The organism is Methylocystis sp. S23 (assembly GCF_054106005.1).
The window spans coordinates 2578733-2604583 of record NZ_CM134185.1 but is presented as its reverse complement, the minus strand read 5'-3'; the positions used below and the strand labels follow the sequence as shown (position 1 = coordinate 2604583).

Sequence of the window (25851 nt, the reverse complement as noted above, 5' to 3'; positions counted from 1 at the left end):
GTCGCCGCGCTTCTCGCAATGACGGAAAATAGACGGGCGATCACGCTCAATATCCGAACTGCTCCCGCAAGATCCGCTCTTCCAGAGAGTGCCCGGGGTCGTGCAGCAGCACGAGATCGGTCCCGTGGTCCATTTCGATATCCACGAAAGCGAGGTCGCGGAATTCATCGTGATCGGCCACCACCGACACGGGCCGCTTTGCCGACTCCAGCACTTCGATTCTGATCTTCGCCGCGTCCGGCAGCAGCGCGCCGCGCCAGCGGCGGGGGCGGAAGGCGGAGATGGGGGTGAGCGCCATTAGCGGGCTGTCGAGCGGCAGGATCGGGCCGTTGGCGGAGAGGTTGTAGGCGGTCGAGCCCGCCGGAGTCGAAACGAGCACGCCGTCGGTGATGAGCTCCGGCAGGCGCTCATGGCCGTTGATCAGAATGCGCAGCTTCGCCACCTGCGAGGTCTGGCGCAGCAGCGACACTTCGTTGATCGCATGAGCGGAGAATTCATCGCCGCGCACATTGGTCGCGTTCATCAGCAGCGGGTGGATGATCGAGGCCTTGGACTCGGCGATGCGCTTGCGCAACCCCGTCTCGCGATACTGGTTCATCAGAAAGCCGACGGAGCCCCGGTTCATGCCGTAGATGGGCTTGCCGGAATCCATATAGTTGTGCAGCGTGCGCAGCATCAGCCCGTCGCCGCCCAGCGCCACGATGCAGTCGGCCTCTTCCGGCGGGACGTCGCCATATTTCTCGGCAAGGCGCTGCCGGGCCTCCTCCGCCTCCGGCGTGCCGGAGGAGAGAAAAGCCAGCTTCTTAGCGTTAGGCGGATCGCCCGAGGCGCCCATCGGCGGAGGTCCCATGCTTGCGGCGCCGAGCGCCCTTCCTTCGCATACACCGGCCGGCCGCCGCTGGAAACGAGCGCGCGCATTTCCCGCCGATGCGCGCGATTTTAATTGAATTGGAAAAACACTCGCAAACCCGTTTCGCTATGACTTCATGGATCCACATGAGGAGGGGTTCGCAGCCCGAAGCGGCATGGCCAGAATAGGTTTCATCGCGAGCTTTCTCGCCGCCTTCATGACCATGGACGGCCATTTCTTCCATGGCGAGACGACCCGAACCGTGTTCGAGGGCCTCAGCCTGACGGCGAAAGCCGCGCAGACGCAGATCATGCGTCTCGCAAATCGGCGTTAGTCATTCGCGCCACAACCAGGCGGCGCCCCGCACGCCGCCGGAATCGCCGTGAACATTGCGCAGGATTTTCGTGTCCAGCGCATCGGTGAAGGCGTGCGCGGCCACGCGATCGGTCAGCCCGTCATAAATGGGCGCGATGTTCGACAATCCCCCGCCGAGCACGATCACGTCCGGATCGAGAATGTCGACGATCATGGCGAGGGCGCGGGACAGGCGGCCCCGATAGGCGTCGAGCGCGGCGAGCGCGCCGGCCTCGCCATTGGCCGCGCGCGCGACGATGTCCGGGCCGCCGGCCTCGGCGCCCGTCCGGCGCCGGTATTCCCGGGCGAGACCCGCGCCGCACAGGAACGTCTCGATGCACCCGTCATGCCCGCAGAAGCAGCGCGCGCCGGGATATTCCTCGCGCGTCATCCAGGGCAGCGGCGTATGCCCCCACTCGCCGCCAACATGATTGCGGCCCGAGATCGCCTTGCCGTCCACCACGACGCCGCCGCCGACGCCCGTGCCGAGGATGACGCCGAAAAGGACGCGCGCCCCCCGCCCCGCGCCGTCGACCGCCTCCGACAAGGCGAAGCAATTGGCGTCGTTCTCGACGCGCACGGGGCGGCCGAGACGCGCCGCGAGATCGGCGTCGAGCGGCTTGCCGTTCACGACCTGCGTGTTGGAGCCCTTGATCAGGCCGGTATGGGTCGAGAGCGAGCCCGGCGAGCCGACGCCGACCGAGCCGCGGCGCCCCGTCTCGGACTCGATGTCGCCGACGAGCGCGACGATGGCGCGGAGGATTTCCTGATAATCATGGGCCGGAGTCGGCAGGCGGCGGCGCGCGAGAACGGCGCCGTCGCGACCGAGCGCGACGGCCTCGATCTTGGTGCCGCCGAGATCGACGCCGATCCGGATCGAATCGCTCATTGACGGCGGGCGCGGTCGAGATGCCGCGCCTGCTCCAGCGCCTGTTCCGAGCCCGCGTCGATCCGCGCGGAGTCGAGATCGAGATCCTTCGCCGTCGCGCCCGAGAAGAGCGCGCCGGTCAGATCCGCGCCGGACGCATCCGCATTCGCGAGATTGGCCCGCGAGAAGTCGGCGCCCGCCGCATGAGCGAAACGCAGATCGGCGCTCATGAGATTGGCCCCTCGGAACTGCGCGCCTTCGAGGATCGCCGAGCGCAGAACGGCGCGCATCAGCCCCATCGACTGGTTCTTCATGTCGGCGGAAAGATTTGCGTCGTTGAATTTCGCGCCGCGCAGCGAAGCGCCGGACATGTCGCCCGCAAGCCGCGCGCCGGAGAAATCCGCGCCGTCGCCGCGCATCTTCTGCATCTGCGCCGCGAAAGCATGGGCGTTTCTGAGCGAGGCGCCGGTGAGCTCGGCTTGCAGCAGCCACGCCTGATCGAGAACGGCGCCGTCAAGCTTCGCCCCGGAAAGACGCGCCTTGTTGAGACGCGCGGCGCGGAAATTGGCGCCCGAAAGATCGAGGCCCGAAAGATCGAGGCCGTTGAGGCTCCGTCCGGAGAAATCCGCCTTGCCGGCTTTTACCGCCGCCTCCACCTCCGCGCGGGTCATCTCCGATTGCGAATAAGCGGGCTGCAAAAGATCGACGCCCTGCAGCATGTCCTGCGCGCGCGGCGCGGCCGGCGAGAGAAACAGCGCGGCGAAAGCGGCGCGCGCGAGAAGACGCACATTCATTCCTGTTCCGCTCCGGCGCCGGCCAGCGCCCGCGCCTGTTGTATCCATTTGTCCCGCTCGACGCGGCCCGGCGCGCCGATGGCGGCGCCGATCCATTTGGCGTTGTCGAGATTCCACGCCGCGATCTGATCATAATGGAAGACCCCGAGCGCGTAGAGCTTTTCGCGGCTCTTGGGACCGACGCCCTTGATGCGCGAGAGATCGTCGGGCGCGCCGTTGCGAGGCTTTGCGAGAGTCTCGGGCTTGACCCCGGGCGGCGCTTTCTTCGCGACGGAGGCCGGCGCGAGGACCGCCTCGGAGGCCGCCGCCGTCACGACGGCCGCCGGCTGCGACGCTTGCGCAATGGCGGGCGTCCGCGCGACGCCGATCGGCTCGGGCGGCGCGATTTGCGCGATCCTCGGCCTCTCGACCTCGACGCCGCCGAGCGACTTCATCCAGCCGCCGAGCGGAAGCCCCGCCGCATAAGCGAGACTGAGCGCGAGGCCGATATCGAAAGCGGCGGCGGCCCGCCCGTCGAGCGTTTCGGCATAGGAGACGGCGGCGCCCGCGCCGAGCGCGATAAGGCCGAGGACGACGGCCCAGCCGCCGGAGAATATCGCGTCCTTCGCCCGCGAGAAGGTAACGAAGCCGACCAGCGCGCCGAGCGCGAGCGCCGCCGCGAGCCAGGGCCAGCCGAGCGTGAGCAGATGGATCATCTATTCTCTCCTTCGCCCGCCGTCATTTCACGTTGAATTCGATGCGCCAGTTGCGCGCGCGGTTGTCGTCGCCGTCATTGGGCGCGATGGGTCGCTCGCCGCCATATCCCATCGGCCAGACATGGAAGGAATCGGCGCCAGCCTTCAAAAACCGGTCGACGACGAGACTCGCGCGGCGCTTGCTGCGATCGCGATTGAGCTCGGCGACGCCGCGGTCGTCGGTATGCCCCGCGACCTCGATCGGAACGGCGCGGCAGCGCAGCGCCGCGACCGTCAGCGCGTCGAGAAGCGCGGCCGACTCGTCCGAGATCGCGTCGTCGGCTTCGAAGCGGATCGGCGTCTTCGACAATTCCGAGAAGGCCGAGCGGCAGCCCGCCGCATCGAGCGGCGCGCCGGGCGTGCGCGCGACAAGGCGCGTTTCGCCCTTGAAGCCCTTGGGCAGACTCGACTCGAAGGTCTTCTCGATCTCGACCCGCGCGCCCTCGTAACGCGCCGCGCCGGCGAGCGACATGCTCCCGTCGCCGATCAAGAGATTGCCGCTATCCATCCGCGCCAGCGCGGCGAGCCCCGCGCCGGCCGCCTCGGCGAATTTGTCGGGCGCGCCCTTTGCGAGGGTCAGCCGATCCTCGACGATCGAATCGAAGAACCGCCGCCGCGCATTGTCGACAATGCGGTTGCGCGTGGCCTCGTCGGGGACGAAGCCGGCGAGGACCGTCTTGTGGCCTTCGCGCATCGCCTGAAAAACGTAAGGCGACACGGGTCCCGGCGCGACATCGGCCCGGGCAAGCTCGAAGCCCTGCGGGAGGCGCGCTTTGATCTCAGCGGCAAGGGTCTCGGCGCGCACATTCTCGCGGCCTTCGCCCTCAATGGCGAGCTTGCTTCCGGCGAGCGAAACCCTGCCGGTCGCAAGACGCCGCAGCGCGTCAAGCGCCGTCTCGATCGCCGCGGCGTAGTCGCCCTGGGGCGCCGCCGCATCGATCTTCGTGCCGTCGCTGACCGCAAGGCCCGCGCCGGCGGCGGCCGCGAGCGCGACGGCCCGCTTTTGCAGCGACTCGCTCGGCAATTTGCCGTCGAGCGCGACGAGGCTTTCGCCGAGCGTCGCGGCGAAAACATAAGGCTCGCGGGGCGGCGGCGGAGGCTCCGGCGCCGCCGGCGCGATGGACGGCTCCGCCGGCGAAACCCCGCCGGCCGCGTCGATTTTCCGCACGCCGTAATCAGCGCGCAAGGCCGCCATCTCCTTCAGGCCGGGCGCGGCTCCCGAAATCGTCACGTCGCGGCCCGCCACGGCGATCCGCGCGGGGTCGATGGAAAGACGCGACGAAACGTTCGCCTTGAGCGCCGCCTCGATCTGCGGCGTCAGCGATTGCGCGGCGACATAAACGAGCCCCGCCAGGACCGGCGCTCCGATCCACCACTTCTTGGGCTGGTGCATGAACGTCCCGCCCCCTTCGGGTGAGAATCAGCAAAGACGCGCATCTTGCGCGCATGGTTGCTTGGCGGGCGCGGGTGTCAAGACGATAACGCAAAAAGGGGCGCGGTCGCTCCGCGCCCCATAGGCTGAGAGAAGAGAGTCCTGGGTCTGTTGTTTGAGATAGGCGCGATGGAGCCGCTTGCAAGGGGCGCGCGGTCCAAGCGACGCCGCTCCGATTTCCGGCCGACGGGTCGGACGGAGGACCGCCCCCAAAGAAGCGTTGGCGCTATCGGCGAGAGGAAAGAAAAGGCGCCATGCCGGCGCGCGCCAGCGCGTCGGCGCGTTCGTTCATCTCGTCGCCGGCATGACCTTTGACCCAATGCCAGGCGACGTCGTGCCGCGCTTCGGCCGCCTCGAGCCGCCGCCACAGCTCCTCATTCTTCACGGGCTTGCGGTCCGCCGTCTTCCAGCCGCGCGCCTTCCAGCCCTTGATCCATGACGTCACGCCGCCGCGCACATATTGCGAGTCCGTGTAGAGATCGACGGCGCAAGGCCGCGTCAGCGCCTCGAGCGCCATGATCGCGGCCGTCAGCTCCATGCGGTTGTTGGTGGTCGCCGCCTCGCCGCCGGTAAGCTCCTTCTCGCGGTCGCCGAAGCGCAGAATGGCGCCCCAGCCGCCGGGGCCGGGATTTCCGGAGCAGGCCCCGTCGGTCCAGATCGAGACGCGCTTCGTCATAAAAGGGCGCCGGCCGTCTGGTGGAAGCGCAGCTTGGCGAGATATTCGCGCGGGTCCTTCGGCTTGACCAGCGCCCCTACGGGCACGTTCAGCCAATCGACATAGCGCGTCAGCAGGAAGCGGATCGCCGCGCCGCGCGCGAGCGTCGGGAAGGCGTCAAGCTCGGCCGGGATCAGCGGCCGCACGCGCCGATAGGCGTCGAGCAGCGCGGCGCCCTTCTCCGTCTCGAAGCGATGCGCGTCGTCGAAGCACCAGGCGTTGAGGCAGATCGCCAGATCGTAGGCGTAGGCGTCATTGCAGGCGAAGTAGAAGTCGATGACCCCCGACATCCGGTCGCCGAGAAAGAAGACGTTGTCGGGAAAGAGATCGGCGTGGATGACGCCGTTCGGCAGATCGCGCGGCCAATGCTTTTCGAGATAAGCGAGTTCGGTCTCGACGGTCTCGCGCAGCCCCGCCTCCACCTCGTCGGCGCGCGCCGCCGAGGGCGCGAAGAGCGGGCGCCAGGAATCGACGGAGAGCGCATTGGCGCGGCGCGACTCGAAATCGGCGCCGGCGAGATGGAGCCGCGCCAGCGCTTCGCCCAGCGCCGCGCAATGGGCGACTTCCGGGTGATGAACCGAATAGCCGTCGAGAAACGTCACGATCACGGCGGGCCGTCCCGCGAGCCGGCCCAGCGGCGCGCCGGCCCGGTTGCGCACCGGCTGCGGGCAGGTGACGCCGCGCCGCGCGAGATGCTCCATGAGGCCGAGGAAGAACGGCAGATCGGCCTCGGCGACGCGCTTCTCGTAAAGCGTGAGGATGAAGCTGCCGCCGCTCGTATGCAGATAATAGTTCGAGTTCTCGACCCCCTCCGCAATGCCTTTGCAGGAGAGGAGGTCGCCAATGTCGTAGGTCGCGAGAAAAGCGATCAGCTCCGCGTCGTCGACCTGGGTATAAACGGCCATGGGCGTCTTTCCGAGAGCAACGCCCCTTCAGGCCATCGCCCGCAGCTCCTTGGGCAGCGGGAAGGACACGCTCTCATCCGCGGTCGAGACGGTTTCGACGGCGATCTCGTAACGCTCGGCGAAGGCGTCCATGATCTCCTCGACCAGAACCTCGGGCGCCGAGGCGCCCGCGGTGATGCCGAGCGCGCTGATATTGCCGAAGAGCGACCAGTCGATCTCGCTCTTGCCCTGCACGAGCTGCGCCGGCGCGCCCGCGCGCTCCGCCACCTCGCGGAGCCGCTGCGAGTTGGACGAATTGGGCGAGCCCACGACGATCACCGCGTCGACATGCGGCGCGACTTCCTTAACCGCCGCCTGGCGGTTCGTGGTCGCGTAGCAGATGTCTTCCTTGTGCGGGCCGACGATCGCCGGGAAGCGCTTGGTCAGCGCGCTGACGATCTCCTGCGAGTCGTCGAGCGAAAGCGTCGTCTGGGTCACATAAGCGAGATTGTTCTCGTCCTCGAGGCTCAAATTCTTGATGTCGTCGACGGACTCGACGAGCACCACGGCGCCCTCGGGCAACTGCCCCATGGTGCCGACGACCTCCGGATGGCCGGAATGGCCGACGAGCAGCACGCGGCGCCCGCGCTTCCAGTGGATCTCGGCCTCGCGATGCACCTTGGTGACGAGCGGGCATGTCGCGTCGATCGCGAGCAGATTGCGCTCCTGCGCCTCCGCCGAGACGGATTTGGCGACGCCATGCGCCGAGAAGATCACCGGCGCGTCCGTCCGGGGAATCTCCTCGAGCTCCTCGACGAAGACCGCGCCCTTGGATTTGAGCGATTCGACCACATAGCGATTGTGAACGATCTCATGGCGCACATAGACCGGCGGGCCGAATTTTGCGAGCGCCCTTTCGACCGCGTCGATGGCGCGGACGACGCCCGCGCAGAAACCGCGCGGCGAGCAAAGAAGGATCCTGAGCGGCGGCTTGACGCCGCGGGGCTGAACATTCATTGGGGCGCCTTCGGCACTGGCGCCGCGCGGCTTCGCCGGCGGCTGTATCGGCGTCTCGCCCATAAGGGACGTCCGCCCATTTGTGGCGTCGATCGGCTGGAAGCAATGTCGTGGCCGCCGGAGTCTGTCAAGCGGCCCCAAACGCCCTCGATTGCGCGCACGCGCCCTCCGCCGCGACGGGCTATCGATTCGGCCGGCGTTGCGCTAGCATCCTTGACCGATGAAGAGACGGGAGGCGAACTCCCCTCATTTCCAGCGGGAGAGAAGCGAATGTCCGATCTCGAGTCCATTCTGTCGTCCGCGCAGGGCGGCCAGCTCGTCGCCAATCTCGCGCAGCGCTTCGGCCTCAGCGACGAGCAGATCGACGCCGCCATCAAGGCGCTCGCGCCGGCGCTGGCCATCGGCCTGAACCGCGCCGCCGAGGAGCCGCAGGTCTTTGAAAAGACGGTCGGAGCGCTGGCGACCACGACGCGCTACTCCTTCTTCGAAGATCCCGACGCCGCCCAAGGCGCCGATTCGGTCGAGTTCGGACGGGACCTCGTCTCCGAACTTTTCGGCTCGCCGACGGCGACGGGACAGGTGCTGCAAGCGGCGGCCCGCGAATCCGGCGTGCGGGCGGACATTCTGAGCCAGCTCCTGCCGATCCTGGCCTCGGTGCTGCTCAGCGGCCTGACGAAATCCATCAATGAGAAGGGTCTTGGCGGCGTTCTCGGGCAACTCGCCAATTCCGGCGCGCTCGGTCCGATCCTCGAACAAATTCTCGGCGGCGGCGCCCCCGCCCCGCAGCCGGGCCCGACGCCGGCTCCGCGCGGCGGCGCGGGCGGCGGCCTTGGCGGTCTCCTCGGCGGCATTCTGGGCTCTCTGCTCGGCGGCCGTCGCGCCCCTCCCGGCGGCGGAACGGCGCCGCGCGGTCCCGGCGGCGGCTTCGATCGCGGCGGCCCCCTCGACGTGGACGCCGGCCCGGCCGGCTCGGGCCCGGCGGGCCTGCCCCCGGGACTCGACCAGGCTTCGCTTCAGGAAGCGATCGAGCAGATCAAGAAGACGCTGCAGGTCGGCCAGAACGCCGGCGGTCGTCCGACCGGGCAGGCGCCGTCCGATCTGGAGGCCATTCTGGGCCAGATTCTCGGCAAGCGCTGAAATTCCGCCATCGCATGATCGGCGCGGCCGCGGAAGTCTCGCCGCTTTCGCGGTCAGAAGGCGCCGATCAGCTTGCCGAAATACATTATCGAAAGAGTCGTGCCGGTCGATTTCGCGCCCGCGATGATCAGCACCGAGACCATGATTGCGATCATGGCGTATTCAACCGCCGTCGCGGCGCGCCTGTCGTCGAGAAATCGGCGAATAGAACTGCGCATTTATCCTCCACCGCCGAATGATAAAGCCGAAACTTCTCTAAAGATTTAATTGCGACGCCGACGTTTTCGGCTCCATCTGGCGCCGCTTTTGAAAGGCTTGGCGGGCGCCGCCGTGGTCCCCGTTTGGCGGCGCTCTTGCGTCCCGTCGGCTTTTCCGGCAATCCATCCTCGCCGTTCGCGAGGAAGCGGCGTCGGCGTCGCAGGAAAATTGAGCGGCGCGGCGCGCGATCCCGCGCCCCGCCGGCGCCCGCCTCTGGTCTTTCCGACCCTATCTTATGGAAAATTCTGGCTAAACATGGCTCGCGACGTAACAGATACGACTCCGATCGCGTCCCGGGACGCGCTCGTGGAATGGCTCGCAGCCGGTTGCAAGACCTCCGGCGCGCCGCTGCGCATCGGCACGGAGCATGAGAAGATCCCGTTCTATGCGGACACGCTGGCGCCGGTTCCCTATTCCTGCATTGACGGCCGCTGCGGCGTCGGCCGCCTCCTCGAAGGCGTCGAGGAGGAGACCGGCTGGGCGCCGATCATGGACCGGGACGCGCTGATCGGCCTGGCGCAGACCGAAGGCGGCGGCGCCATCTCGATCGAGCCGGGCGGCCAGTTCGAGCTCTCCGGCGCGCCGCTGATCGACATCCACGCCACGGCCGAGGAGCTTGGCGCGCATCTTTCGGCCCTCGCGGGCGTCGCCCACTCGCTCGGCGTCCAGTTTCTCGACCTCGGCGCGAGTCCCAAATGGTCGCGCGCCGAGACGCCGGCCATGCCCAAGCAGCGTTACAGGATCATGGCGGGCTATATGCCGAAGGTCGGCTCGCGCGGCCTCGACATGATGTTCCGCACCGCGACCATCCAGGCCAATCTCGACTTCACGAGCGAAGCCGACATGGTCCAGAAGGTTCGGGTCGGACTCGCCTTGCAGCCGCTCGTCACCGCCCTCTTCGCCAATTCGCCTTTCCTCGACGGCAAGCCGACCGGACGCCTGTCGCAGCGCTCCTATATCTGGCTCGACACGGACGCGGACCGCACCGGCATGCTGCCCTTCGCCTTCGAGGAGGGCTTCGGCTTCGAGCGCTATGTCAATTACGCGCTCGACGTGCCGATGTATTTCGTCAAGCGCGGCGAGGTCTATCACGACGTCGCGGGCGCGAGCTTCAAGGATCTGCTCGACGGCCGCCTGCCGCAGCTTCCGGGGGAGCGCGCGGTCATGTCGGACTGGGCCAACCACCTCTCCACCATCTTCCCGGAGGTGCGGCTCAAGACCTATCTCGAAATGCGCGGCGCCGATGGCGGCCCGCGCGAGCATATGACCGCCCTGCCCGCGCTTTTCGCCGGCCTCTTCTATGATTCGGCGGCGCTCGATCAGGCGCGCCAGATCACCCGGGGATGGGACGCGGCGGCGCGGCAGAAGCTGCGCGAGGACGTTCCTTCCCTCGCGCTCGACGCGACGATCGAAGGCCGCAGCCTGCGGGAAATCGGGCGCGACATTCTCGATCTCGCGCGCGATGGGCTGAAACGCCGCGCCTATCGAAACGCGCGGGGCGAGGACGAGACGATCTATCTCGCGCCTTTGGATAAGATCCTCGACGAAGGCCGCACGCTCGCGCGGCGGCGGCTCGATCTCTATCACGGCGCCTGGGGCGGCTCGGTCGACGGCGCCTTCAGGGATTGCGTGATCCCCCTGTAATTTCAGGCGGCCGTCGGACCTCCTATATCCAAAGATGCATTGCCCTATAATCATAGCCCGCTATTTTCGCTCGGTCTGACGCCCGAGAGCGTCGCGCCCTGCGAGCGTATATGCGAGAAATATTGAGGTTGCTCCAATGTCCCCGTTGCCGGGGCGAGCTTCGACTGGTCGAAGGAAACATCAAGTGCCGCAATGCGTCCTGCGCATACGCAGTAACGGGCTTTCCCAATGCTGACGGGCAGCGGGTTCTCATTGACTTCGAACGAAGCGTTTTCGACCGCTCCTCCTATCATCAGGGAAGCGGGTCCGTGCTCGCCCGCAACGATAACGGTCGCGATCTGCGGGCGCTCATTGGCGGCGCCGTCATTGGCGGCCGGAATCTCGTCGCGGAGAGGATAGCCGCCTCCTTCCGGGCGCGCCTGAAACGACGCGGCTCGCGCCCCGTCATTCTGGTCATCGGGGGAGGCGCGATCGGATCCGGCGCGGAGGACTTATACTCCGATCCGGACGTCGAAGTGATCGGCGCCGACGTTTATGCCTCGCCGCATACGAAACTGGTTGCCGACGGACATTCCCTTCCCTTCCGCGACGCTGTTTTCGATGGCGTCTGGATACAAGCCGTGCTGGAGCACGTGCTCGACCCGCCTGCCGTGGTCGCCGAGATATACCGCGTCTTGAAGCCGTCCGGCCTGGTCTATGGCGACACGCCCTTCATGCAGCAGGTTCACGAAGCCGCCTATGATTTCACAAGATTCACCTTGAGCGGGCATCGCTGGCTGTTTCGCCGCTTCGAGGAGATTGAGTCGGGCGCGGTGGGCGGCGCTGGGACGGCGACGGTTTGGTCGCTTCTTTATTTTTTTCGCGCTTTGGGCGTGAGAAGGCCGCTGGCGACGGCGCTCGTCGCCCCGGTCTTCTGGATACGGCTCCTGGACCGATTCATGAGAGGACGAGCCAATGAAGACGCGGCTTGCGGCGTATTTTTCTTCGGATCGAAGAGCGAGCGGCCAATGACGCAAAAGGAAATCGTGGCCTATTACGAGCTCCGCTCATAAGCCTGCTTGCATAAAAAAACCGCGCCGAGCGCGGTTTTTTTAAAGCGAACCCGCCTTGAATTCAGCGCGGGAAAAGATCGTTCAGTCCGAAGGGCGCCATCGGCTGGAGATGGGAGGTGCGCTGCACGCCGTCGGCGACCGCCGCATAACCCATGGGCGCAGCCGGCGCGCGAGCGATGTTGTCGACGCGGACATGACCGCCGATCTTCACGCAGCCATTCGACCCCGCGACCGCGACATAATCGGAGCCATAACGCGCGCAGTGGTTTGGCGTCTCGGCTTTGGCGGCGGACACGGAAAGCGACGCGGCGAACGCGACGGCTCCCGTCAGGGCGAGGGGACGGAAATCGGCAAACATCATGTGGCGGTCAGCCTCTGTTCCGATCGCGGCGCCACACGGAGCGCCGAAATCTCGAACCCAATTCCTTTGCGAAAACGCCCCCGGCGACATGTCGTCCGACTCGTTTCCGCGATTTGGGCACTAGACCCAAACATCGTGGCAGGATCGTGTCCCGATATTCGGGAACGCATCCGGTGTTGTGGAATAGCAACACGATCCGATTTATTTTCGGTAAACGAGAAAGAACTGGTTAAGCACGCCTTACAAAGGGTTACGGCTCCAGTCTCCAATCGTGGCCTGCAATATGGCGAGAGCTGCGACGGCCGCCGTGTCGGCGCGGAGCACGCGCGGTCCGAGCGAGAGCGTCACGACGTTGGGCGCGCGCGCGATGGCGGCGCGTTCGGCGTCGTCAAATCCGCCTTCCGGCCCGACGAGCAGGCTGACGCCCTTGCCCCGTCGGCCCGACAGCGCCTGCAACGGATTGGCGATCGGCGCGTCCTCGTCGCAAAAGACGAGGAGTCGCTCCGCCGGAAAACGGGCGAGGAAATCGGGCAGCTCCACCGCCTCGGCCGCCTCCGGCACGGTCAATATGCCGCACTGCTCGGCCGCCTCGACGGCGTTGGCCCGCAGCCGCGCCGGATTGACGCGGCGGACCTGAGTCCGGCGCGTGATGACCGGCGCGAGGCGGCCGGCGCCCATCTCCGTCGCCTTCTGCGCCATATAATCGAGCCGCGCCTGCTTGAGCGGCGCGAAGCAATATTCGAGATCGGCGGCGGGCGTCTGCGCGCGCAGGAGCTTCTCGACGCGCAATTTCGCCGAGCGCTTCGTCGTCTCGGCGATATGCGCCAGAAACTCGCCGTCGCGCCCGTTGAAGAGGAGGATCGAATCTCCCTCGCGCAGCCGGAGCACGTTGAGGAGATAATTGAGCGACTCGGGCGGCGGCGCGAAAGCGAGGCCGGGAGCGAGCGCAACCTCCACGAAGAGCCTTTGCGCGGAAAAATCGTAATGTGGCAAGATGAAGCCCAGTCTGGCGGGACGGGACCCGCGGGTCCGCCTCATTTTGGCCGTCATGACGCGGCCGTGTTCGCGGACAGGTTGGCCAAAACTTGCGTGGGCGGCAAGCCTGCTGTTAACAGAAAAGCCCCATTGGAAAGCGGATCGTGCCTTATGAAGATCAGCGCCGTCTCTTTCTCGCGCTTCGTCGCGGGCCTGTCGCTAACGGCGATCGTCGCCGGCGCGGGCGTCGCCCATGCGCAGTCCTGCCAGGAGGACTTCCAGAAGCTGACGGAGCGGCGCATGGCGCAGATCCAGGCGCTCAACAGCCTGGGCAAGGCCGGCAAGGGCAAGATGGACCCGAACGCCGCCTGCCCCGCCGCCAGAAAGCTCGTCGGCATCGAGAACGAGATGCTGGCCTATATGAACAAGAACAAGGACTGGTGCGCCATTCCGGACAATGTCATTGACGGCTTCCGGCAGGCGGGCGCCAAGACGAAGAATTTCGCAAGCCAGGCTTGCACCGTCGCCGCCAAGATGAAGCAGATGCAGCAGCAGCAGCGCGAGCAGGCGGCGAATGGCGGCGGCATGGGCGCTCCGCCGAAGCTTCCCTCCGGACCGCTGTGAGCCTCGCGCGGGAACGCGGCGACGACGCCGCCCTCCCCGATTCGCAATCGGACCATCCGCTCTGGCGCCACGCGCCAGCGGGATTGCGCCCCTATATCCAGCTCGCGCGGCTCGACCGCCCGATCGGCTGGTGGCTGCTGCTCCTCCCCTGCTGGGAATCGAGCGCCCTCGCCTCGGCGGCGCTGCATCAGGGGCCGAAACCGTGGCATCTGACTCTCTTCTTCATCGGCGCCGTCGCGATGCGCGGCGCCGGCTCCACATATAACGACTATGTCGACCGCGAAATCGACGCGAAGGTCGAGCGCACGCGCAACCGTCCGCTCGCGAGCGGCCGGATCGCCCCGCGCGCGGCGCTGTGGTTCATCGTCGCGCAATGCCTGATCGGCCTCTTCGTGCTGCTCTCCTTCAACGGCTACACGATCGCCCTCGGCTTTCTCTCGCCGCTGATCGTGCTGGTCTATCCCTTCGCCAAGCGCTTCACCTCCTGGCCGCAGGCGATCCTCGGATTCGCCTTCGCCTATGGCGCAATGCTCGGCTGGACGGCGATAACGGGCTCGCTCGCCGCGCCGGCCTTGCTGCTTTACGCAAGCTGCATTCTCTGGACGATCGGCTTCGACACGATCTACGCGCTGCAGGATGTGCGCGACGACGCCATCGCCGGCGTGCGCTCCACGGCGCGCCTCTTCGGCGCGCAGGTGAAGCGCGCCGTAAGCGCGCTTTACGCCGGCTCCGCGCTTTGCGCGGCGCTCGCAATTTACATGATCGGCGGCGGATTTTTCTGCTGGCTGGGCGTCGCGGCCTATGCGGCGCATCTCGCCTGGCAGGTTTCGCTCACGCGCGCGGACGCGCCGCCGGAAACGGCGCTGGCGTTGTTTCGCTCGAACCGGGACGCCGGCCTGCTGCTCTTCGGCGGGCTCTTTCTACAGAGCGCGACTTACCTGTTCTGACAGAACCGCCCGCGCCATCATTGCGAGGAGCGTAAGCGACGAAGCAATCCAGGGCCGTGATGTGGCTCTGGATTGCTTCGCTCCGCTCGCAATGACGGGAGCAACGCCGCCGCTCTTCGGCGGGCTCTTCTACAAAGCGCGGCTTCCCTACTCCGACAGAACCGCCCGCGCCGTCATTGCGAGGAGCGCAAGCGACGAAGCAATCCAGAGCCGTGATGCGGCTCTGGATTGCTTCGCTCCGCTCGCAATGACGGGGCAGATCATAGCGCGAGCATGTAGGCTACGAGCGCGTCCTTCTCTTCCTGCGTCAGCTTCACGCCCAGCACGAGGTTGAAAAATTCGACCGTATCCGCGAGCGTGGGCAGGCGGCCGTCATGCAGATAGGGGGGCGTGTCCTTTATGCCGCGCAGCGTGAAGGTCTTGATCGGGCCGTCGGGCGCGACGGCCAGCCCATTGATGGTTTGGCGAGGCTCATAAAAGCGCTCGAGCTTCAGATCGTGCATATTGTTGTCGAGGAAGCTCGTCTGCGGAAGGTGGCATTCAGCGCAGCGGCCTTTGCCCAGAAACAGTTTTTCCCCGGCGAGCTCCTTTTGCGTCGCCTTTGCCGGATCGAGACGGCCTGTCGGATCGAGTTTCGGCGCAGGCGGAAAATCGATGATATTCTGCATCTGCGCCATCATCGCCACCTGGTCCGCGCGATTGGGCAGATGGACGCCCTTGCGTTGCGCGCTGACATGGTCGCCATTGAAATAGGCGGTCCGCTGTTCGAACTCGGTAAAATCCTCGACCGAGCGCAGAGAACGCTTTGAGCCGTGAATCTGTTGGTTGAACATGCCTCTGAGGCTGACCGTATCGAGGCGGAAGCGCGAAGCCTGCGGCCGTATGTCCGGCGTCAGGTGGAAAGCCGCGTTGGTGTTGAAATTGGAGTGACAGTCGAGGCACGTCACGCCGAGCGATTGCTCGGCGACCTTGCGGTCTTCCGTCTGATTGAATTCCTCCTGAGGGAAAGGCGTCAATAGCAGGCGCAATCCTTCGAGCTGCACCGGCGTGAGAATCCCGACCATCAATTTATAGTGGTTTTTGATGGTCAGAAGCTCGCCTCGGGAAACGTCGCCGAGATCAGGGCGGGTCGTCAGAAAAATCGGCGGAGGAAACTCGGGCGTGAACTGGCTGGGCAAATCGAAATCGACGTCGAAGCGCTTGAGGTCCCGCTTCTCCTGCCGGTTGATTTCGTCGATTTGTTCCTTCGGAAACACCTGTCCGCCCGTCTCCTGCTTAATATGCGGCAGGGGCATGAAACCGGCGGGCAGCAGCTTTCGCTGACGAATTTCTTCCGGGGCCAGCGCCGCGAGACTATCCCACGTGGCGCCCCGGGGAAGTTTGACGCGCACGCCGGCCTGCACCGCCTTGCGTCCCCCGGACATTTTCACGCCAGGCGCGGGCCGGTCCGACAGATCGTAGCGTTCCTGCAACAAGCTCTGCTGCTGGCGCGTTATTTCCTGCTTATGCGCTTCGTCCTCGGCCTTCACGGTCTCGAAAGGTTTGGCGGGGAGCGGCCGATAGGTGGAGTCAGGCGGCAGGGACTGAGCGAAAACGGAGGATACGGAAAGAAAAACGAGCGCCGGTGAAAGAAATGCGATCGCGCGCTGCGACATGGGTCTTCTCCTGGGACGGAAGCCCGTCTGCGGGTTCGAACCGCCCGCTCGACTTGCGACGACATGCCTTTCTTGAACGTCGATAGGCGCTATTGGTTCCTGCCCCAGGCGCGTCGTCGCGGCGACGGCGCTTTCGTCACGGTCGCCGCCCTTGCGCTCATTTTCCGTCTTCGAGACTGCGTTTCTGATCCAGGCAGGCGTCGAGCTGCGAGCGGCTGAGCTCCCAATAAGAGGCGCCGCACAGAGCCTGATAGCGGCTGCTGCTGAAAAAAGACCAGAGATTGTAGCTCATCAGCGCCAGCGCGAGGATGGCCGCCACTTTGAGAATATTGTTGAAGCGCGTGATCGGATCGGAGTCGGGCTCGGACATGGCTGCCTCCATTTGCCTCGATGTTAAGCGTTGGCCGCACGCCGTCAACGGCGCCTAATCCAGCGTCTGGCGGAACCGCATCACGGCGACGCTCATGGCGACGACCGTGAAAAGCGCCAAGGCGCCGGCGTCCGTCGTCAGTTCGAGAAAGCCGGATCCTTTGAGCATCACCGAACGCACGATGCGCAGATAATGGGTAAGCGGCAGCGCCTCGCCAATATATTGGGCCCAGATCGGCATGCCGTAGAAGGGAAAGAGGAAGCCCGAGAGCAATATGCTCGGAAGAAAGAAAAAGAAGGTCATCTGGATCGCCTGAAGCTGGTTCGCGGCGACGGTGGAGAGCGTATAGCCCAATGACAGATTGGCGACGATGAAAAGCAGCGTCAGCGGCCCGAGCACGAAAAGCGAGCCGACGACCGGCACGCCGAAGAGAAAGCGCGCGACGATCAGGATCGTCGCCATCTGGACCGCGCCCACGAGAATATAGGGCGCGATCTTGCCCAGCATGATCTCGACGGGCTTCACCGGCATGGCGAGCAGCGCCTCCATCGTCCCGCGCTCGATCTCGCGCGTGACGGAAAGCGCCGTGTAGATCAGCATCGTCATGGTCAGGATCGTCCCGATAAGGCCCGGCACGATGTTGCGGCGCGTCTCGCCCGCGGGGTTGTAGCGGCGCTGCACCTGCAAATCGAAAGGCGGCGCATTTTGCGCGAGCGTGGCGAGCGGCCCGGTCAATTCCCGATCGAGCGCCTGACTGGCCGCGCCGAGCGCCGCCGCGACCGCGCCACCCGTCGCGGTCGGATCCGTGGCGTCGGCGACGATCAGGACCGAGGGGCGCTCGCCGCGCACGAGCCGCCGCGAGAAATCGGGCGGGATCTGGATGACGAACTGCGCCTTGTTGGAGAGGATCAGCTCGTCCGCGTCAGCCTCTCCCTTGGCGAAATATTTGATGTCGAAATAATCGGTCGCGCGCAGGGCGCCGATCATTGCGCGCGCCATGGGGCCGTCGTCGGAGACGAGCGCCGCGGTCGGCAGATGCTTGGGATCGGTATTGATGGCGTAGCCGAAGAGCAGAAGCTGGATGAGCGGAATGCCGACGATCATGCCCAGCGTCGGACGGTCGCGGCGGAGCTGGATGAACTCCTTCACGAACATGGCGACGAGCCGCTGCCAGGATTGCGCGGCGGCGCCCCGCCGCGCGGGCCTGACCGGCGAATGTCCCGGCGCATCCGTCATTGACCGCTCCGACCGTTGCGGGTCATCAAATCGATGAAGACGTCTTCGAGCGTCGCCTCGTCATGCGCCCAGCGCTGCGACGGGCTGGCGTGGCGCCGCGCGATCGCCTCCATCGCGGCGGCGTCGCGCCCGCCGACATGCAGAGCGGCGCCGAAGCGCGCCACCATGTCGACGCCCGGCGCATGCCGGAGCGCTTCCGCGAGCGCGTCGAGGCCCTCGCCCGAAACGACATAGGTGGTGAGGCCGGCATTGGCGACGATCTTCTCGATCGTGCCGGAGACGAGCAGCCTGCCGTCGAGAATATAGGCGATCTCGTGACAGCGCTCGGCCTCGTCCATGTAATGCGTCGAGACGAGGACGGTCAGGCCCTCATTGGCGAGATGATGGATCTCGTCCCAGAAGTCGCGCCGCGCCTTGGGATCGACGCCCGCCGTCGGCTCGTCGAGCAGGAGCAGCGCCGGGCCGGGCAGAATGCAGGCGCCGAGCGCGAGCCTCTGCTTCCAGCCGCCGGAGAGTTCGCCCGCAAGCTGGCCGGCGCGCGCCGTGAGCCCGAGCCGCTCCAGCGCCGCCTGCGCGGCTTCCTCCGGCGCCTCGAGCCCGTAGATGCGCGCGACGAATTCGAGATTCTCGCGGATGGTGAGATCGCGATAGAGCGAAAAGCCCTGCGTCATATAGCCGACATGACGCTTGATCTTCTCTTGCTCCTTGCGGATGTCGAAGCCCAGGCACCGCCCCTCGCCGCTATCCGGCGTGAGGAGCCCGCAAAGCATGCGGATCGTCGTCGTCTTGCCGCTGCCATTGGGGCCGAGAAAGCCTTGAATATGTCCGCGCGCGACGGTGAGGCTGAGATTGTCCACGACCTTCTTGGTCCCGAAGACCTTGGTAAGGCCTTTGACGTCGATGGCGATGTCGGGCGCGCGCGGGGCTTCCTCCGTCATGGGCGACCCGCCTCCCGTCGCTTTTTTCGAAGTCGGGTATGCCCGACTCCGTCATATGCTCCTCGCAATGACGAAGCTGCGGCTTTCATCTTGAGGCCTCGCCGCTCGCCTCGATCGGCGTCACCGCAACCGGCATGCCGAGCGGCAGTTCCCGCGCCTTGCCCTCGAGCCGCGCCTCCGCCTTGAAAACGAGCTTCGCGCGCTCAATATCGCTGAAGATCACTGGCGGCGTATATTCCTGCCGGCTCGCCACAAAGGAAATGAGGCCGAAGAGATCGTCCGGGCAGCCGTCGCAGGCGACCTTGACCCGCCCGCCGACGCGCACGCCTGCGAGCCTCGGCTCCGGCACATAGAAGCGCACCTTGCGGTTCTCGGGCGGCAGCAAGGCGACCACCGGCTGGCCGGCGTTCACCACCTCGCCGGGGCGGAAGAACACGTCCTGCACGACCCCGTTCGCCGGCGCTTTCACGCTTTGGCGCGAGATGCGGATGTCGATCGCCTGCAATTGCGCGCGCGCCTGGCCCAAGGCCGCCTCCGCCGCCTCGATCTCCTGCGAGCGGCCGGACATGCGCGCCGCCTCCACCTGCCGGCGCGCCTCCTTCACGCTCGCCTCGTCGCGCTTGAGCGCCATCTCCGCGCGATCGAGCGCGGCTTTCGCGACATGTCCCTCCGAGAAAAGCTTGCGCTGGCGCTGATAGTCGTTCCGGGACAGGACCAGCGCCGCTTCCGCCCGCTCCAGCCCGGCCTGCAGGACGGCGATCTGCTCCGGCCGGTTCATGGCGGCGCGCAAATTCTCGACCTGCGCCTCCAATTGCCCGATCCGCGCCGTCGCCTCATCGCGACTCCGGTTGAGGAGCGGCGTGGCCATGGCGAAAAGCGGATCGCCCGCCTTGACGACGGAGCCGGCCGAGACCCGCAGCAAGGCGAGCCGCTCGCCCTCATTGGGACCGATATAGAGCGTCTCGCCCTCGACATAGCCGAGAAACGCATCCGATGCGGCGGGCGGTTCGCGGAAGCCGAACCAGGCGAAGGCCAAGGCGAGCGCGGCGACGATCAGAGCCAGCCGCATCATGCCCGCGACCTTTCGACGGCGGAGCCGGCCGAGCGCAAGTCGAAAAGGCCGGCGCGGGCGAAGGCCTCAAGCCCAAGGGCGACAGGCCGGGAGGAGCAGGACATCAAGGGACAGGTCTCCGAAGCGCGGCGCCGCCCGGCCGAAGGCTTTGGCGTCCAGTTTTGGCGCGCCGGAGGGAAAAAGGCTACAGTGCTTTGACGCGTGTGCGAAGAGGACGCGAAAAAGGATCGGAAATGTCTGAAGAGATCACGGAATTGCCTGAGCGCGAAGGGATGGACTATGACGTGGTGATCGTGGGCGCGGGCGCCGCCGGCCTCGCCGCCGCGATTCGCCTCAAGCAGGTCGCGCCCGACCTTTCCGTCGTCGTCATCGAAAAGGGCTCGGAGCCGGGCGCCCATATTCTTTCCGGCGCGGTCATCGATCCGATCGGCCTCGACCGCCTCCTCCCCGATTGGCGCAAGCGGGACGATGCGCCGCTCAAGACCCAGGTCCATGACGACCAGTTCTATCTGCTCGGCGAAAAGGGCGGCGTCCGCCTGCCCAATTTCCTGATGCCGAAGCTGATGAACAATCACGGCAACTTCATCGGCTCGCTCGCCAATGTCGTCCGCTTCCTGGCCTCCGAGGCCGAGAATCTCGGCGTCGAAATCTATCCGGGCTTCGCCGGCGCCGAGATTCTCTATGGCGAGAATGGCGAAGTGACGGGCGTCGCCACGGGCGACATGGGCGTCGGCCGCGACGGCAAGCCGAAGGACAGCTTTACGCGCGGCATGGAGCTGCGCGGCAAATACACGCTCTTCGCCGAAGGCGCGCGCGGCTCGCTCACAAAGCAGATTCTCGCGAAATATGATCTGTGCAAGTCGAGCGACGTGCAGAAATTCGGCATCGGCTTCAAGGAGCTTTGGCGCATTTCGAAGGAGCGGCACAAGCCCGGCCTGGTGCAGCATTCCTTCGGCTGGCCGCTGCAATCCGACACGGGCGGCGGCTCCTTCCTCTATCACTTCGAGGACGGCCTCGTGTCGATCGGCTTCGTCGTGCATCTCAATTATTCGAATCCGACGCTCTCGCCCTTCGACGAGTTCCAGCGCTTCAAATGCCATCCGATGATCGCGCCGACGCTGGAAGGCGGCGAGCGCCTCGCCTATGGCGCCCGCGCGCTGACCGAAGGCGGCTGGCAGAGCGTGCCGAAGCTCGTCTTCCCCGGCGGCGCGCTCGTCGGCTGCGCGGCGGGCTTCATGAACGTCCCGCGCATAAAGGGCTCGCACAACGCCATCCTCTCCGGCATCCTCGCCGCCGATCATGTCGCGGCGGCGATCGCCGAGGGCCGCGCCCATGACGAAGTGGCCGCTTATGACGGCGCCTGGCGCGCCTCCGACATCGGCCGCGATCTGAAGCCGGTGCGCAACGTCAAGCCGCTCTGGTCGAAATACGGAACTTATATCGGCGCCTCGCTCGGCGGGCTCGACATGTGGACCAATTCGCTCTTCGGCTTCTCCTTCTTCGGCACGCAGCCGCATGGCAAGCCGGATTACGCCTGCCTGAAGCCGCTCTCGGAAGTGACGCCGATCGTCTATCAAAAGCTCACGCAGAAGCCCGCCTTCGACAAGCTCTCCTCGGTCTTCGTCTCGAACACGAATCATGAGGAAGACCAGCCGGTGCATCTGCTGCTGAGCGACACGTCGATTCCGATCGAGAGGAATCTGCCGATCTATGGCGAGCCGGCGCGGCTCTATTGTCCGGCGGGCGTCTATGAAGTCGTCTATGGCGACGAAGCGACGAAGCGCGATCCGCGCTTCGTGATCAACGCGCAGAACTGCGTGCACTGCAAGACCTGCGACATCAAGGACCCGGCGCAAAACATCACCTGGGTCCCGCCGGAGGGCTCGGGCGGGCCGAACTATCCGAATATGTAAGCCTGTTCCCTCTCCCCGTGAAACGGGGAGAGGGTTAGGGTGAGGGGCAGGGCGGCATTAACGCATGCTGGTTTTTTCGACGTCCGTAATTTGGCTCGCCCCTCACCCCTACCCTCTCCCCGCATGCCGGGAGAGGGGGCGACGCCCGCCATAGCCTGCGAGCCCGCATGTTCTTCGTCCTCTCCAAAATCTTCGAGTTCCTCGCCACGCCCACCCATCTCGCGCTCTTCATCGGCGCGCTGGGCGTTCTTCTCTCTTTCACGCGCTATCGACGCGCGGGTTGCGCGCTTTCCGGCGGCGGGATCGCGCTGCTGTTGATCCTCGGCTTCTCGCCGCTTCCCGGCCTCGTCGCCGTGCCGCTCGAGGCGCGCTTCCGGCCGTCGCCCGATGACGCGCCGGCGCCGGACGGAATCGTCGTGCTCGGCGGCTCCGTCGACGAGAATCTGAGCGGCGCGCTCGGCCGCGTCACGCTTGCCGACGCCGCCGAGCGCCTCACCGCCCCCCTCGCCTTGCGGCGCCTCTATCCGAAGGCGCGCATCGTCTTCACCGGCGGCACGGCGGCGTTGCGCGGCTCGCAATATACCGAGGCGGGCACGGTGCGGAAATTCTGGCGGGAGGTCGGCCTCGATCAGGGCGACATTCTCTATGAGGACAAATCGCGCAACACATTCGAGAACGCCATTTTCACGCGCGACCTCGTCAAGCCGCGGCCAGGCGAGCGCTGGCTGCTCGTCACCTCGGCGATGCACATGCCGCGGTCGATCGGCATTTTCCGCAAGGCGGGATTTCAGGTCGTCGCCTATCCCGTCGACTATCGCACGACTGCGGATTTCAGAAACGGCTTCGGCCTGCCGCGCCACGCCTCGCGAAATTTCACGCTCGCGGAATTCGCCGCGCATGAATGGGTCGGCCTCGCCGCCTATTGGCTGACAGGCAAGACCGACGCGCTGTTTCCGGCGCCATAGCGACACGCGTTAAGGCGCGGATGGGCGGGCGCCGCTATTCGGAACGCCGCCGCCCTCTGGTCGTGGTCGTCGGCTCCATGCTGCGGCCGCCGGAGCCGCCGGGCCAGCTCCCATGCTTCATCTCGAGAAAGAGCGCGATGGCCTGGGCACGGTTGCGCACTTCGAGCTTCTCGAACAGATTGCGCAGGTGAAACTTGATCGTGTTGATCGAGACGCCGAAATCCTTGGCGAGCTGGCTGTTGGTGTGGCCCGAGCCCAGCGCCGACAGGAGGCTTCTTTCGCGCAGCGTCAGATTCTCCAGCGGATCGCTGCGCATCTTGCGGATGTCGACGAAGGGAAAGACCATGTCGCCGGCGGCGACGGCGGCGAGCACGTCAAGCAGGCGCTCCGGCGGAGCGCGCTTGGAGACGAAGCCGGCGCCGCCGAGTTGCAGCGTCTCGGCCGGCGCGGCGGGATCGTTGGTGCCGCTATAGACGACGATCTTGGGCGCGGAAACCTGACGCGAGAGCGCGCGCAGCACGTCGCGCGCATGCAGCGTCGGCAATTGCCAGCCAATGACCGCGATGGCGAATTTCTGCTGCCGGGCCGCTTCAAGAAACTCTTCGCCGTCCGTGACCTTGAGAACGAGATTGAAGCGCTTGTCGTCGGAAAGAAGCTTGTCGAGCCCCGCGAGGATCAACGGGCTCTTGTCGGCGATGGCGACATCGATGCGGCCGGCGGCCCGAGCGGCGGCGCCGTCGTCATTCTCGGGCCAAGACCGCGCCTTGGACTCGCCCTCGCCGGTCGCCCGGACGATATCCATTCGATCTTCGCTGGCCCTAATCGAAGAGGTAGGCGCCATCATCTCCTCCAGGCTCGCGCGAGCCTTCCGCGAGAGCCATAAAAACCTGAATAACGTCGTCTCTGCGCCCGTCATGGGCGGCGTTTGCCGAAAACGACTTAGACGATCCACCTACCCGTTGGTGGTGGACGTCGCGCTAGAATACTCGGGAAGCGGGATGACGCAAGCCTTCTTCCGCAAGGCGACGAATCAACTTTTGAACGAGCCAAAAAATTAGGCGCGTCGCATCGGCAAGGGCCGACGCGCCGCGCCTCTAACAGGATGCTGGGTGCGCTGAATTAGTCCGTGAAGATCCAGCGAGCAGCGAAGTAAGCAGCCGCGCCGATGACGATGATCGCGATCATGCCGACCGGGGTCGCCGCATAGCTGGTGAGTTCGAGAATAGCGCCCATTATCTCCTCCTTCTGTCACACTTATACTGTCGGTTCTAACCATTAGCCGACATGCTGCCATCTGGTCCGCCGTCGGAGACGGACTTGTCAGATTCACGATTTAGGATCGCATCGCGGACATGTTCCCATCGCGTATGAACGCGAACCTCGAAAGGGCGGGCGCATATCTGTTCGGCCCTGTCCGCGCCCGGTGAGCCAAATTGCTCCACAGCTTGTCGTCTGTGGTTCCCAAATGCGGTGAGCCAACGAACTATTGTAGTCGCTGACCCTTGTCAAGCGACATGCGGGATGCGGCGCGGCGCCCTCCGGCGACGAGTTGTCGCGGCGCGGCGCCGATCGGCCGAGTTTGCGCTTGCCGCGCATCATGGCGGGCGACTAATGTCCGCGCAGTTAACAATGCGAGCGGTCATGGCCAATACGCCCTTGAAAACTATCGTCGCCCTCGTCGCGCTGGCGGCCGCCGGATTCTCCTTCTTCTATGCGCGGCGTGCGGCGCCCGCCTGTTCGGAAGACGGCAAATACATGTCGAGCGTCGCCGATTGCCAGGCCTGGGGGCTCGACGCCGCGCTCTGCAAGGGGGCGGTGGCGACGGCCCGGGCCGTCGCCGCGCGCGCCGCGCCGACGACCGAAACCATGTTCCAATGCGAGCTGCGCTTCACCGATTGCTTCGAGAACCCGGCCGGCGGCTTCTCGCCGCGCCCGGCCTTCTGCCTGCGGGGCGACGGCGAGCCGCGGGAAATCCGCTACCTCGAATATGAGGCCGACCGCCGCAACCGGAAGACGACGAAGGAAGTCCGGATCGACTGAGCGGCCTTTCCGCCGATATTTCCGCCGTCATCGCGAGGAGCGTGAGCTCCGAAGCCATCCAGAGGCCGCCATCGCCGCTCTGGATGGCTTCGCTCCGCTCGCAATGACGGGGAGGAACGCCTGCCGCTCTTCGGCGGGTCTTCTACAAAGCCAACTTCCCTATCCGAACGGAACCGCCGCTAACGCGCCGAATCCGCGTGCCTGGAGCCGATCTGGAAGTCCGAGGCCTCGATGACGAGCTCGCCCGCGCCCGTCTTGATGTCGATATGGATCGGCACGACGACATGGGCCTCGGGCAGCGGCGCGAGCCAGACGTTGATGTCGCGATTCTCGGCCATGTAGCGCGTCGACCGGCTGTCGGGACGGTGGCCGGCGATCGGCGTGTAGCGCGCCGCGCAGACCGCGACGGGCCCCGAATAGCCTCGCGTCTGCGCCGTATGCGCGCCGGCGTAGGAGAGCGCCACGTCGAAACGCGTCACGCCGTCGAAAACCGCGATGGTGCGGTTGCAGGCCGCGGGCCCGGCAAGATCCTCGCCCTGCGGCACGCTCATGATGAGCGCGCTCACGGGATCGACGACGCGCTTCTTGTTTCCGTCGGTCACCGGCACGCGCTGATCGACGTCCCAGGGCTCCGGCTTCACTTCGACGGCGCGGACGGCGTTGCTCGCGAGCGCCATGCGGACCGTGCGCGTTTCCTCGCTATTCGTCGTCGTATTGGCGTAGGAGGTCGGCGACGGGCCGACCGGCGTCAAACCGCCGCTCGCGGTCGCGGCGCCCTTGGTGTTGTTGACGAGATTGGCGAGGCCCGAGGTGCGCATCGTGATGTCGACGCGGTAGTTCTGCGGCTCGAGAACGCCTGCGGCGTAGGCGCTGCCGATCGAGAGCCCCATCAGGCTCAGCGCGTAATGCGCCTTGATCGTCTCGGCGCGGACGCCGCCGGCCGCGCAAAGCGCCAGCGCGGCGACGGCGGAGCCGACCGCAGGCGAAGCGCGCGTCGAATTCGAACTCATATCCGC

At 65.9% G+C, this 25851-nt stretch carries 27 protein-coding genes; 9 read left to right on the top strand and 18 right to left on the bottom strand.

What is annotated here, in order from left to right; all coding sequences use genetic code 11:
* Positions 1-46 precede the first annotated feature (46 nt).
* On the bottom strand, positions 47-835 hold the full coding sequence (locus tag ACV7JP_RS12770) for an NAD kinase (RefSeq protein ID WP_457799081.1): 789 nt from the start codon (positions 833-835) through the stop codon (positions 47-49).
* 190 nt (positions 836-1025) lie between these two features.
* Here ACV7JP_RS12770 and ACV7JP_RS12765 point away from each other — a divergent pair, with 190 nt between their 5' ends.
* Complete coding sequence (locus tag ACV7JP_RS12765) at positions 1026-1184, top strand: hypothetical protein (protein ID WP_457796054.1); 159 nt, start codon at positions 1026-1028, stop codon at positions 1182-1184.
* Here the strand turns inward: ACV7JP_RS12765 and ACV7JP_RS12760 are convergent, their stop codons facing one another.
* The 7 genes from ACV7JP_RS12760 to ispH all read right to left on the bottom strand — a co-directional run bounded on the left by ACV7JP_RS12760 (position 1185) and on the right by ispH (position 7648).
* Positions 1185-2093, bottom strand: coding sequence for an ROK family protein (locus ACV7JP_RS12760; protein WP_457796053.1), 909 nt, complete (start codon positions 2091-2093; stop codon positions 1185-1187). It lies immediately after the preceding gene.
* Positions 2090-2866, bottom strand: a complete 777-nt coding sequence (locus ACV7JP_RS12755; RefSeq protein WP_457796052.1) for a pentapeptide repeat-containing protein — start codon at positions 2864-2866, stop codon at positions 2090-2092. The genes ACV7JP_RS12760 and ACV7JP_RS12755 overlap by 4 nt, the downstream gene beginning before the upstream one ends.
* On the bottom strand, positions 2863-3561 hold the full coding sequence (locus ACV7JP_RS12750) for a hypothetical protein (protein ID WP_457796051.1): 699 nt from the start codon (positions 3559-3561) through the stop codon (positions 2863-2865). The genes ACV7JP_RS12755 and ACV7JP_RS12750 overlap by 4 nt, the downstream gene beginning before the upstream one ends.
* A 22-nt stretch (positions 3562-3583) precedes the next feature.
* Positions 3584-4993: an OmpA family protein gene (locus tag ACV7JP_RS12745; protein ID WP_457796050.1), complete on the bottom strand. Its 1410-nt coding sequence runs from the start codon at positions 4991-4993 to the stop codon at positions 3584-3586.
* 265 nt (positions 4994-5258) lie between these two features.
* A complete protein-coding gene (rnhA, locus tag ACV7JP_RS12740) occupies positions 5259-5708 on the bottom strand; it encodes a ribonuclease HI (protein WP_457796049.1) in 450 nt (149 codons plus the stop codon).
* Positions 5705-6652 carry a homoserine kinase gene (gene thrB, locus ACV7JP_RS12735; RefSeq protein ID WP_457796048.1) on the bottom strand — a complete coding sequence of 316 codons (948 nt, stop codon included), beginning with the start codon at positions 6650-6652 and terminating at the stop codon, positions 5705-5707. Before thrB ends, rnhA begins: the two co-directional genes overlap by 4 nt.
* A gap of 27 nt (positions 6653-6679) precedes the next feature.
* A complete protein-coding gene (gene ispH, locus ACV7JP_RS12730; protein WP_457796047.1) occupies positions 6680-7648 on the bottom strand; it encodes a 4-hydroxy-3-methylbut-2-enyl diphosphate reductase in 969 nt (322 codons plus the stop codon).
* A 270-nt stretch (positions 7649-7918) separates the two neighbouring features.
* Between ispH and ACV7JP_RS12725 the strand changes: the two genes are divergently transcribed.
* Positions 7919-8785, top strand: coding sequence for a DUF937 domain-containing protein (locus ACV7JP_RS12725; RefSeq protein ID WP_457796046.1), 867 nt, complete (start codon positions 7919-7921; stop codon positions 8783-8785).
* A 53-nt stretch (positions 8786-8838) separates the two neighbouring features.
* On the opposite strand, the gene ACV7JP_RS12720 is transcribed toward ACV7JP_RS12725, so the two are convergent.
* Entirely contained in the window at positions 8839-9003 is a 165-nt protein-coding gene (locus tag ACV7JP_RS12720) for a Flp family type IVb pilin (protein ID WP_457796045.1), read from the bottom strand.
* A gap of 295 nt (positions 9004-9298) precedes the next feature.
* Here ACV7JP_RS12720 and ACV7JP_RS12715 point away from each other — a divergent pair, with 295 nt between their 5' ends.
* The gene (locus ACV7JP_RS12715) at positions 9299-10687 is read left to right on the top strand and encodes a glutamate--cysteine ligase (RefSeq protein WP_457796044.1); all 1389 of its coding nucleotides are present in this window, start codon (positions 9299-9301) and stop codon (positions 10685-10687) included.
* A gap of 308 nt (positions 10688-10995) precedes the next feature.
* Entirely contained in the window at positions 10996-11739 is a 744-nt protein-coding gene (locus ACV7JP_RS12710) for a class I SAM-dependent methyltransferase (protein WP_457796043.1), read from the top strand.
* Between the two features lie 61 nt (positions 11740-11800).
* Here the strand turns inward: ACV7JP_RS12710 and ACV7JP_RS12705 are convergent, their stop codons facing one another.
* Entirely contained in the window at positions 11801-12100 is a 300-nt protein-coding gene (locus ACV7JP_RS12705; RefSeq protein WP_457796042.1) for a hypothetical protein, read from the bottom strand.
* Positions 12101-12340: 240 nt separating this feature from the next.
* On the bottom strand, positions 12341-13093 hold the full coding sequence (locus ACV7JP_RS12700) for a 16S rRNA (uracil(1498)-N(3))-methyltransferase (RefSeq protein ID WP_457796041.1): 753 nt from the start codon (positions 13091-13093) through the stop codon (positions 12341-12343).
* Between the two features lie 153 nt (positions 13094-13246).
* Here ACV7JP_RS12700 and ACV7JP_RS12695 point away from each other — a divergent pair, with 153 nt between their 5' ends.
* Both ACV7JP_RS12695 and ubiA read left to right on the top strand, forming a co-directional pair.
* Positions 13247-13699 (top strand): hypothetical protein, encoded by a 453-nt coding sequence (locus ACV7JP_RS12695; protein WP_457796040.1) that lies wholly within the window; start codon positions 13247-13249, stop codon positions 13697-13699.
* The gene (ubiA, locus tag ACV7JP_RS12690; RefSeq protein WP_457796039.1) at positions 13696-14646 is read left to right on the top strand and encodes a 4-hydroxybenzoate octaprenyltransferase; all 951 of its coding nucleotides are present in this window, start codon (positions 13696-13698) and stop codon (positions 14644-14646) included. Before ACV7JP_RS12695 ends, ubiA begins: the two co-directional genes overlap by 4 nt.
* A 260-nt stretch (positions 14647-14906) precedes the next feature.
* On the opposite strand, the gene ACV7JP_RS12685 is transcribed toward ubiA, so the two are convergent.
* The 5 genes from ACV7JP_RS12685 to ACV7JP_RS12665 all read right to left on the bottom strand — a co-directional run bounded on the left by ACV7JP_RS12685 (position 14907) and on the right by ACV7JP_RS12665 (position 19917).
* Positions 14907-16301: a cytochrome B6 gene (locus tag ACV7JP_RS12685; protein ID WP_457796038.1), complete on the bottom strand. Its 1395-nt coding sequence runs from the start codon at positions 16299-16301 to the stop codon at positions 14907-14909.
* Positions 16302-16458: 157 nt separating this feature from the next.
* The gene (locus ACV7JP_RS12680; protein WP_457796037.1) at positions 16459-16671 is read right to left on the bottom strand and encodes a hypothetical protein; all 213 of its coding nucleotides are present in this window, start codon (positions 16669-16671) and stop codon (positions 16459-16461) included.
* A 54-nt stretch (positions 16672-16725) separates the two neighbouring features.
* Positions 16726-17907: an ABC transporter permease gene (locus ACV7JP_RS12675; RefSeq protein ID WP_457796036.1), complete on the bottom strand. Its 1182-nt coding sequence runs from the start codon at positions 17905-17907 to the stop codon at positions 16726-16728.
* A complete protein-coding gene (locus ACV7JP_RS12670; RefSeq protein ID WP_457796035.1) occupies positions 17904-18845 on the bottom strand; it encodes an ABC transporter ATP-binding protein in 942 nt (313 codons plus the stop codon). The genes ACV7JP_RS12675 and ACV7JP_RS12670 overlap by 4 nt, the downstream gene beginning before the upstream one ends.
* An 85-nt stretch (positions 18846-18930) precedes the next feature.
* Complete coding sequence (locus ACV7JP_RS12665; protein ID WP_457796034.1) at positions 18931-19917, bottom strand: HlyD family secretion protein; 987 nt, start codon at positions 19915-19917, stop codon at positions 18931-18933.
* A 233-nt stretch (positions 19918-20150) separates the two neighbouring features.
* Here ACV7JP_RS12665 and ACV7JP_RS12660 point away from each other — a divergent pair, with 233 nt between their 5' ends.
* Both ACV7JP_RS12660 and ACV7JP_RS12655 read left to right on the top strand, forming a co-directional pair.
* Positions 20151-21830: an electron transfer flavoprotein-ubiquinone oxidoreductase gene (locus ACV7JP_RS12660; RefSeq protein WP_457796033.1), complete on the top strand. Its 1680-nt coding sequence runs from the start codon at positions 20151-20153 to the stop codon at positions 21828-21830.
* Between the two features lie 167 nt (positions 21831-21997).
* On the top strand, positions 21998-22795 hold the full coding sequence (locus tag ACV7JP_RS12655) for a YdcF family protein (protein ID WP_457796032.1): 798 nt from the start codon (positions 21998-22000) through the stop codon (positions 22793-22795).
* Positions 22796-22829: 34 nt separating this feature from the next.
* Here ACV7JP_RS12655 and ACV7JP_RS12650 read toward each other — a convergent pair whose 3' ends face one another.
* Positions 22830-23597, bottom strand: a complete 768-nt coding sequence (locus ACV7JP_RS12650; protein WP_457796031.1) for a LuxR C-terminal-related transcriptional regulator — start codon at positions 23595-23597, stop codon at positions 22830-22832.
* Positions 23598-24436: 839 nt separating this feature from the next.
* On the opposite strand from ACV7JP_RS12650, the gene ACV7JP_RS12645 reads away from it, so the two are divergent.
* On the top strand, positions 24437-24835 hold the full coding sequence (locus ACV7JP_RS12645; protein ID WP_457796030.1) for a DUF1190 domain-containing protein: 399 nt from the start codon (positions 24437-24439) through the stop codon (positions 24833-24835).
* A 179-nt stretch (positions 24836-25014) separates the two neighbouring features.
* On the opposite strand, the gene ACV7JP_RS12640 is transcribed toward ACV7JP_RS12645, so the two are convergent.
* Positions 25015-25845 (bottom strand): DUF3108 domain-containing protein, encoded by an 831-nt coding sequence (locus ACV7JP_RS12640; RefSeq protein WP_457796029.1) that lies wholly within the window; start codon positions 25843-25845, stop codon positions 25015-25017.
* Between the last annotated feature and the right edge of the window lie 6 nt (positions 25846-25851).